The following is a 4,624-nucleotide window of genomic DNA, read 5'->3' on the forward strand; positions in this document are numbered from 1 at the left end:
ACGCCTCGGCCGGGTACAGCGCGGCCAGCCCGGCGAGGTCGGCGCGCGCCGGATCCACCCGCGCCGCCTGACGGTCGTGCTCGGTGACGGTCTCGGCCAGCACCTGCGGCGCGTTCGCCTCCAGATCGCGGAGCCGGTCGAACGCCGCGGCCTGGAGGTCCAGCCGCCGGTCGGCCTCCTCACACCGGGAGATGATCTCCTCCAGCAGGGTTCTGCGGGTGGCGTCGTCCTCCGGGTGGGAGTCGTCGAGCCGCTGCCGGAGCCGGAACGCGGCGGTGAGCTGCTCGCGGGCGAACGCCACGGCCGCGCTGAACGGCCCGATCGCGGTCGTCCCGAACTGCGCTTCGGCGAAGCCGAGCTCCTGCGTGCTGGTCTTGACGGCGTCGTCGGTCGCGACGAGCAGCCGTCCGGCCCGCGTGTCCAGCTCGTCCAGGCTGATCTGCGGCGGTGGGGGAGGGCCCGCGGGCGTCCCGGCGTGTTTGCGCCTGCGCCGCAGCAGCAGCGGCACCGGCGCGAGCCCGACCGCGCCGAGCGGCAGCAGCCAGAACAGCGCCCCGTCGCTCCCCGACGAGCCGGAGCCGCCCCCGGCCAGCGCCACCCGGAACCCGTCGGCCGCCCCGATCCCCGCGCCCGCCCAGTCGCCCGCCTGGAGGCTCGGCTCGATGGATTCGGCGGCCACGTCGTCGATCCGCTGGTCGGAGAGCTGGAACCCCGACTCCGCCGAGACGTAGTACTGCCGGGCCTTGGTCGCGACGGCCAGCAGCAGATCCCGCCGCCCCATCCCCGTCAACCGGGCCGTCTCGTCGGCCCAGGTCGAAGCGCTCCTCCCGGCGAAGTCGTTCACATAGACGACGAAGAGCTGGACGTTCTGCTCGCCGTTCAGCCGGTCCAGCGCCCGCTGGACGTCGGCCCGCCTGCTCCCGAGCACCCCGGCGGGATCGGTGATCTGCCCCCGTAGCGCCGCGGGCTGCTCGGCCGCGACGCCCGGAGCGCCCCCGCCGATCACCGCGACGACCACGACGGCCGCGCACCCCCCCCCCCCCGCCCATGCTGTTGCCCCCCCACCGGTCCCCTTCCCGCGCCCCCCGGAAAATCCACCGAAGTCCTGGCAAAACCGCCCTTTAACCAACTGAACGTGACGAGATCAGCGCTACCGGTTCCGGTGTTTGCCAAAAATTCGGGTGGGGCAGGGTTATCGTTGATCTCGTTACGGAGTTGGTCGGTTACTCGGAGTGGTTCTCGCCAGGGAGTGGGCATGGCCGGGCGGTATTACGCCTCAATAGCGAGCGACCGGAAGTTCCGGCTGCTGCGGGGCAGGTTCAGGCGGTGGGTGGCGGCCGTCGTGGTCGTGTTCATCGGGTGGTACTTCGTCTACATCGTCCTGTCGGCGTTCGCGCGCGACTTCATGTCGCACCCCATCGTCGGCAACATCAACGTGGGCATGGTGCTGGGCGTCCTCCAGTTCCTCTCCACCTTCCTCATCGCCTACTACCACACGCGTTTCGCGCGGGCGAACCTCGATCCGCTCTCCGAACAGCTCCGGACGGAGGCCGAGTTCCGGCAGGCCGAGTACGAGCGGGTGGCGGCGGAGCACCGGCGGATGCAGGCGGAGGCACAGCGGGCGACGGGCGAACGCCGCCTCGACCCGACCTGGTGGGGGGAGAAGAAATGAACGGCAGCGGCAGGTCGCTGACGATGAGCCTGTTCGTCCTGTTCCTCATCGTCACGGCGGGGATCACGATCTGGGCGCGCAGGAACACCAAGGGTGCCGAGGACTTCTACGCGGGAGGCCGCGGTTTCAGCGGCACCCAGAACGGCATCGCCCTGGCCGGCGACTACATGTCGGCCGCCTCGTTCCTCGGCATCGCGGGCATCATCTCCCTCGCGGGCTACGACGGCGTGCTGTACTCGGTCGGCTGGCTGGTCGCCTGGCTGCTGACCCTGCTCATGGTCGAGATGATGCGGAACACCGGCCGGTTCACGATGGCCGACATCCTCGCCTACCGGGTGAAACGCCAGCCGAAGGTGCGGACGGCCGCCGCGGTCTCGACCGTCACCGTCTCGGTGTTCTACCTGCTCGCCCAGATGGTCGGCGCGGGCGCGGTCGTGGTGCTGCTGCTCGGCATCCACCCGGGCGAGACCTACGCGGGCTTCTCCGCCGCCGACGCCCGCACCATGACCATCATCGGCGTCGGACTGCTGATGATCACCTATGTGATGTTCGGCGGGATGAAGGCCACCACCTGGGTGCAGATCATCAAGGCCGTCATGCTGATGACCAGCGGCGTCGTCCTGACGGTGCTGGTGCTGTCGCGGTTCGGCTTCAACCTCAGCGACATGCTCGGCAAGGCCGCCGACGGCAGCGCCAAACCCGCCGGGTTCCTCCAGCCGGGCAGCAAGTACGGCAAGGACGTCGAGGGGAACCTCTACCAGACGATCATCAACAAGCTCGACTTCATGTCGCTGGCGCTCGCCCTGATCCTCGGCATGGTGGGCCTGCCGCACATCGTCGCCCGCTTCTACACCGTCCCGGACGCCAAGGCCGCCCGCACCTCCGTCAACTGGGCGATCACCCTGGTCGGCATCTTCTACCTGGGCACCCTCGCGCTCGGTTTCGGCGCGGCCGCCCTGGTCGGGCACGCCAAGATCGTCGCGCAGGACCCCGGCGGCAACACCGCGGTCCTCCAGCTCGCCTACGAGCTGGGCCGGCACTTCGCCGGCGACATCGGCGGCGATCTGCTGCTGTCGTTCGTCGGCTCGGTGGCGTTCGCGACGATCCTCGCGGTGGTGTCGGGCCTGGTCATGGCCTCCTCCACCTCGCTCGCGCACGACTTCTTCGGCCATGTGCTGATGTTCGGCCGGCCCCGCGAGTCGCAGGAGATCGCGGTGGCGCGGGTGTCGGCGCTGTTCATCGGCTCGTTCGCGATCGTCCTCGCGGTGGTGGCGCGGAACCTGAACGTCGCGTTCCTGGTGGCGCTGGCGTTCGCGATGGCGGCGTCGGCGAACCTGCCGGTGATCGTGCTGTCGTTCTTCTGGAAGCGGTTCACCGCGTCGGGGGTGGTCGCCGGGATCTACGGCGGGCTGCTCTGCTCGTTCCTGCTGGTGTTCTTCTCGCCGGTGGTGTCGGGGAAGGTCGACCCGGTGACGGGCAAGAGCCTGTCGCTGTTCCCGAAGGGGGTCGACTTCGCGTGGTTCCCGCTGGAGAACCCCGGCATCGTCTCCATCCCGTTCGGCTTCCTCTGCGCGGTCCTCGGCACCCTGCTGAGCAGCGAGCGGCCGATCCGCGAGAACTACGAGGAGCTGTCGGTCCGGTCCCTGACCGGGATCGGCGCGCACCGTCCGACGGCCCCCGCCCCGCGCACGGAACAACCCACCTCCACGACCGCCTGACGCGGGCTGAGACAATGGCGGGATGATCCATGAGCCGGGCTGGGACGACCCGGGCCTGACCCTCCTCGCCGACCAGCTCAGGACGGCGCACCGCCGGATCGCCCCGCTGCCGCAGGAGATCCGGCAGCGGCTGCACCGGCATCTGCTCGCGATCACCGATCTGGCCAAGCGCGACCACGAGCTGGCGGCGCGGCGGCTGACGGTCTTCCTCACCGACCTCGACGACATTCCCCGCGAAACCCAGTAAATCCGGCCAACTTACGGCCATGACATGGGAAAACTCGGCGAACGGTGATTGCGGCGGTGCCCCCGTGCCCTTAGTTTCAGGGGCGCAACGGGGGAACCGGAGGAGTAACCCAATGAACAAGCGTGAGCTGGTCGACGCGATCGCCGAGCGCCTCAACGGCAGCAAGAAAGACGCTGCCGAGGCGGTCGACGCGATCCTCGACACGATCCAGACGACGGTGGCAAAGGGCGAGAAGGTCGCCATCACCGGTTTCGGCTCGTTCGAGAAGGCGGACCGTCCCGCCCGTACGGCCCGGAACCCCGCCACGGGGAAGACCATCGAGGTCGCCGCGACCTCGGTGCCGAAGTTCAAGGCCGGCGCCGACTTCAAGAACCTGGTCGCCGGCAAGTAGCACCACGTGAAAGGCCCGCCTCACCCGAGGCGGGCTTTTTTCGTGTTCAGGCCTAGGGCAGCGGGAGCGTCGACAGGGTGATCGCGGTGATCGCGGCGCCGTCGTGGGCGAGGTTGACGCGCTGGCCGAAGCGGAGCAGGCGCAGCCCGCCCGCGTCGAACGCCTCGGTGCCGTACGGCAGTTCGGAGCCGTCGTCCAGCAGGACGCTGCCGGAGCGGGTGGCCGGGTCGAAGTCCTTGACGGTTCCCTGCATGGGGGCAGCCTAACGGAGCCCTAGCGGTGGGCGAGGATCAGCCGGGCGACCGCTTCCGTCCGCGGCCCCAGCCCCAGTTCCCGCGCCTGGAGCAGATCGTCGAGGGTGTCGACGTCGCGCCGGACCGAGTCGAGCCCGGGCCGGACGATCTCCGCGACGCCGAGTCCTGCGTGCCGGTCCCGGGACGCCCCCCCGAACGCCGGCTCGAACGCGGCCCCGCCCGCGACGGCGTAGAGCGTCGTCCCCGTCCCGGCGAGGTCCGGCAGGAACGCCCGGTCATGGCCCGCCGCGGCGTCCAGCGCCAGGCCCAGCTCCGCGGGACGCAGCGCGGGAAGATCGGCCG

At 70.2% G+C, this 4,624-nt stretch carries 6 protein-coding genes and 1 pseudogene; 4 read left to right on the forward strand and 3 right to left on the reverse strand.

Translation table 11 applies throughout. From position 1 onward, the window contains the following. Positions 1–1,018, reverse strand: a 1,018-nt coding sequence (locus ACYVE7_RS29470) for a TPM domain-containing protein (protein WP_460369236.1), incomplete at its 3' end; no start/stop codon positions are given. Between the two features lie 237 nt (positions 1,019–1,255). Here ACYVE7_RS29470 and ACYVE7_RS29475 point away from each other — a divergent pair. The 4 genes from ACYVE7_RS29475 (at position 1,256) to ACYVE7_RS29490 (ending at position 4,028) form a co-directional block, all read left to right on the forward strand. After that, positions 1,256–1,672, forward strand: a complete 417-nt coding sequence (locus tag ACYVE7_RS29475) for a DUF485 domain-containing protein (protein WP_460369237.1) — start codon at positions 1,256–1,258, stop codon at positions 1,670–1,672. After that, a complete protein-coding gene (locus tag ACYVE7_RS29480) occupies positions 1,669–3,390 on the forward strand; it encodes a solute symporter family protein (protein WP_460369239.1) in 1,722 nt (573 codons plus the stop codon). The genes ACYVE7_RS29475 and ACYVE7_RS29480 overlap by 4 nt, the downstream gene beginning before the upstream one ends. A gap of 22 nt (positions 3,391–3,412) precedes the next feature. Then, positions 3,413–3,637, forward strand: a complete 225-nt coding sequence (locus tag ACYVE7_RS29485; RefSeq protein ID WP_460369240.1) for an SCO5555 family protein — start codon at positions 3,413–3,415, stop codon at positions 3,635–3,637. A gap of 112 nt (positions 3,638–3,749) precedes the next feature. Further along, the gene (locus ACYVE7_RS29490; RefSeq protein ID WP_460369242.1) at positions 3,750–4,028 is read left to right on the forward strand and encodes an HU family DNA-binding protein; all 279 of its coding nucleotides are present in this window, start codon (positions 3,750–3,752) and stop codon (positions 4,026–4,028) included. 52 nt (positions 4,029–4,080) lie between these two features. Here ACYVE7_RS29490 and ACYVE7_RS29495 read toward each other — a convergent pair whose 3' ends face one another. Next, complete coding sequence (locus ACYVE7_RS29495) at positions 4,081–4,281, reverse strand: hypothetical protein (protein ID WP_460369244.1); 201 nt, start codon at positions 4,279–4,281, stop codon at positions 4,081–4,083. Between the two features lie 20 nt (positions 4,282–4,301). Then, positions 4,302–4,624: pseudogene (locus tag ACYVE7_RS29500) on the reverse strand (2-phospho-L-lactate guanylyltransferase); the annotation flags it as partial.

The sequence above is a fragment of the Actinocorallia lasiicapitis genome (assembly GCF_054778695.1).

Excerpts from the sequence above, each read along its gene's own strand:
- ACYVE7_RS29490 (WP_460369242.1), top strand. The coding sequence starts at position 3,750 with ATGAACAAGCGTGAGCTGGTCGACGCGATCGCCGAGCGCCTCAACGGC.
- ACYVE7_RS29495 (WP_460369244.1), bottom strand. The coding sequence starts at position 4,281 with ATGCAGGGAACCGTCAAGGACTTCGACCCGGCCACCCGCTCCGGCAGC.
- ACYVE7_RS29485 (WP_460369240.1), top strand. The coding sequence starts at position 3,413 with ATGATCCATGAGCCGGGCTGGGACGACCCGGGCCTGACCCTCCTCGCC.
- ACYVE7_RS29475 (WP_460369237.1), top strand. The coding sequence starts at position 1,256 with ATGGCCGGGCGGTATTACGCCTCAATAGCGAGCGACCGGAAGTTCCGG.
- ACYVE7_RS29480 (WP_460369239.1), top strand. The coding sequence starts at position 1,669 with ATGAACGGCAGCGGCAGGTCGCTGACGATGAGCCTGTTCGTCCTGTTC.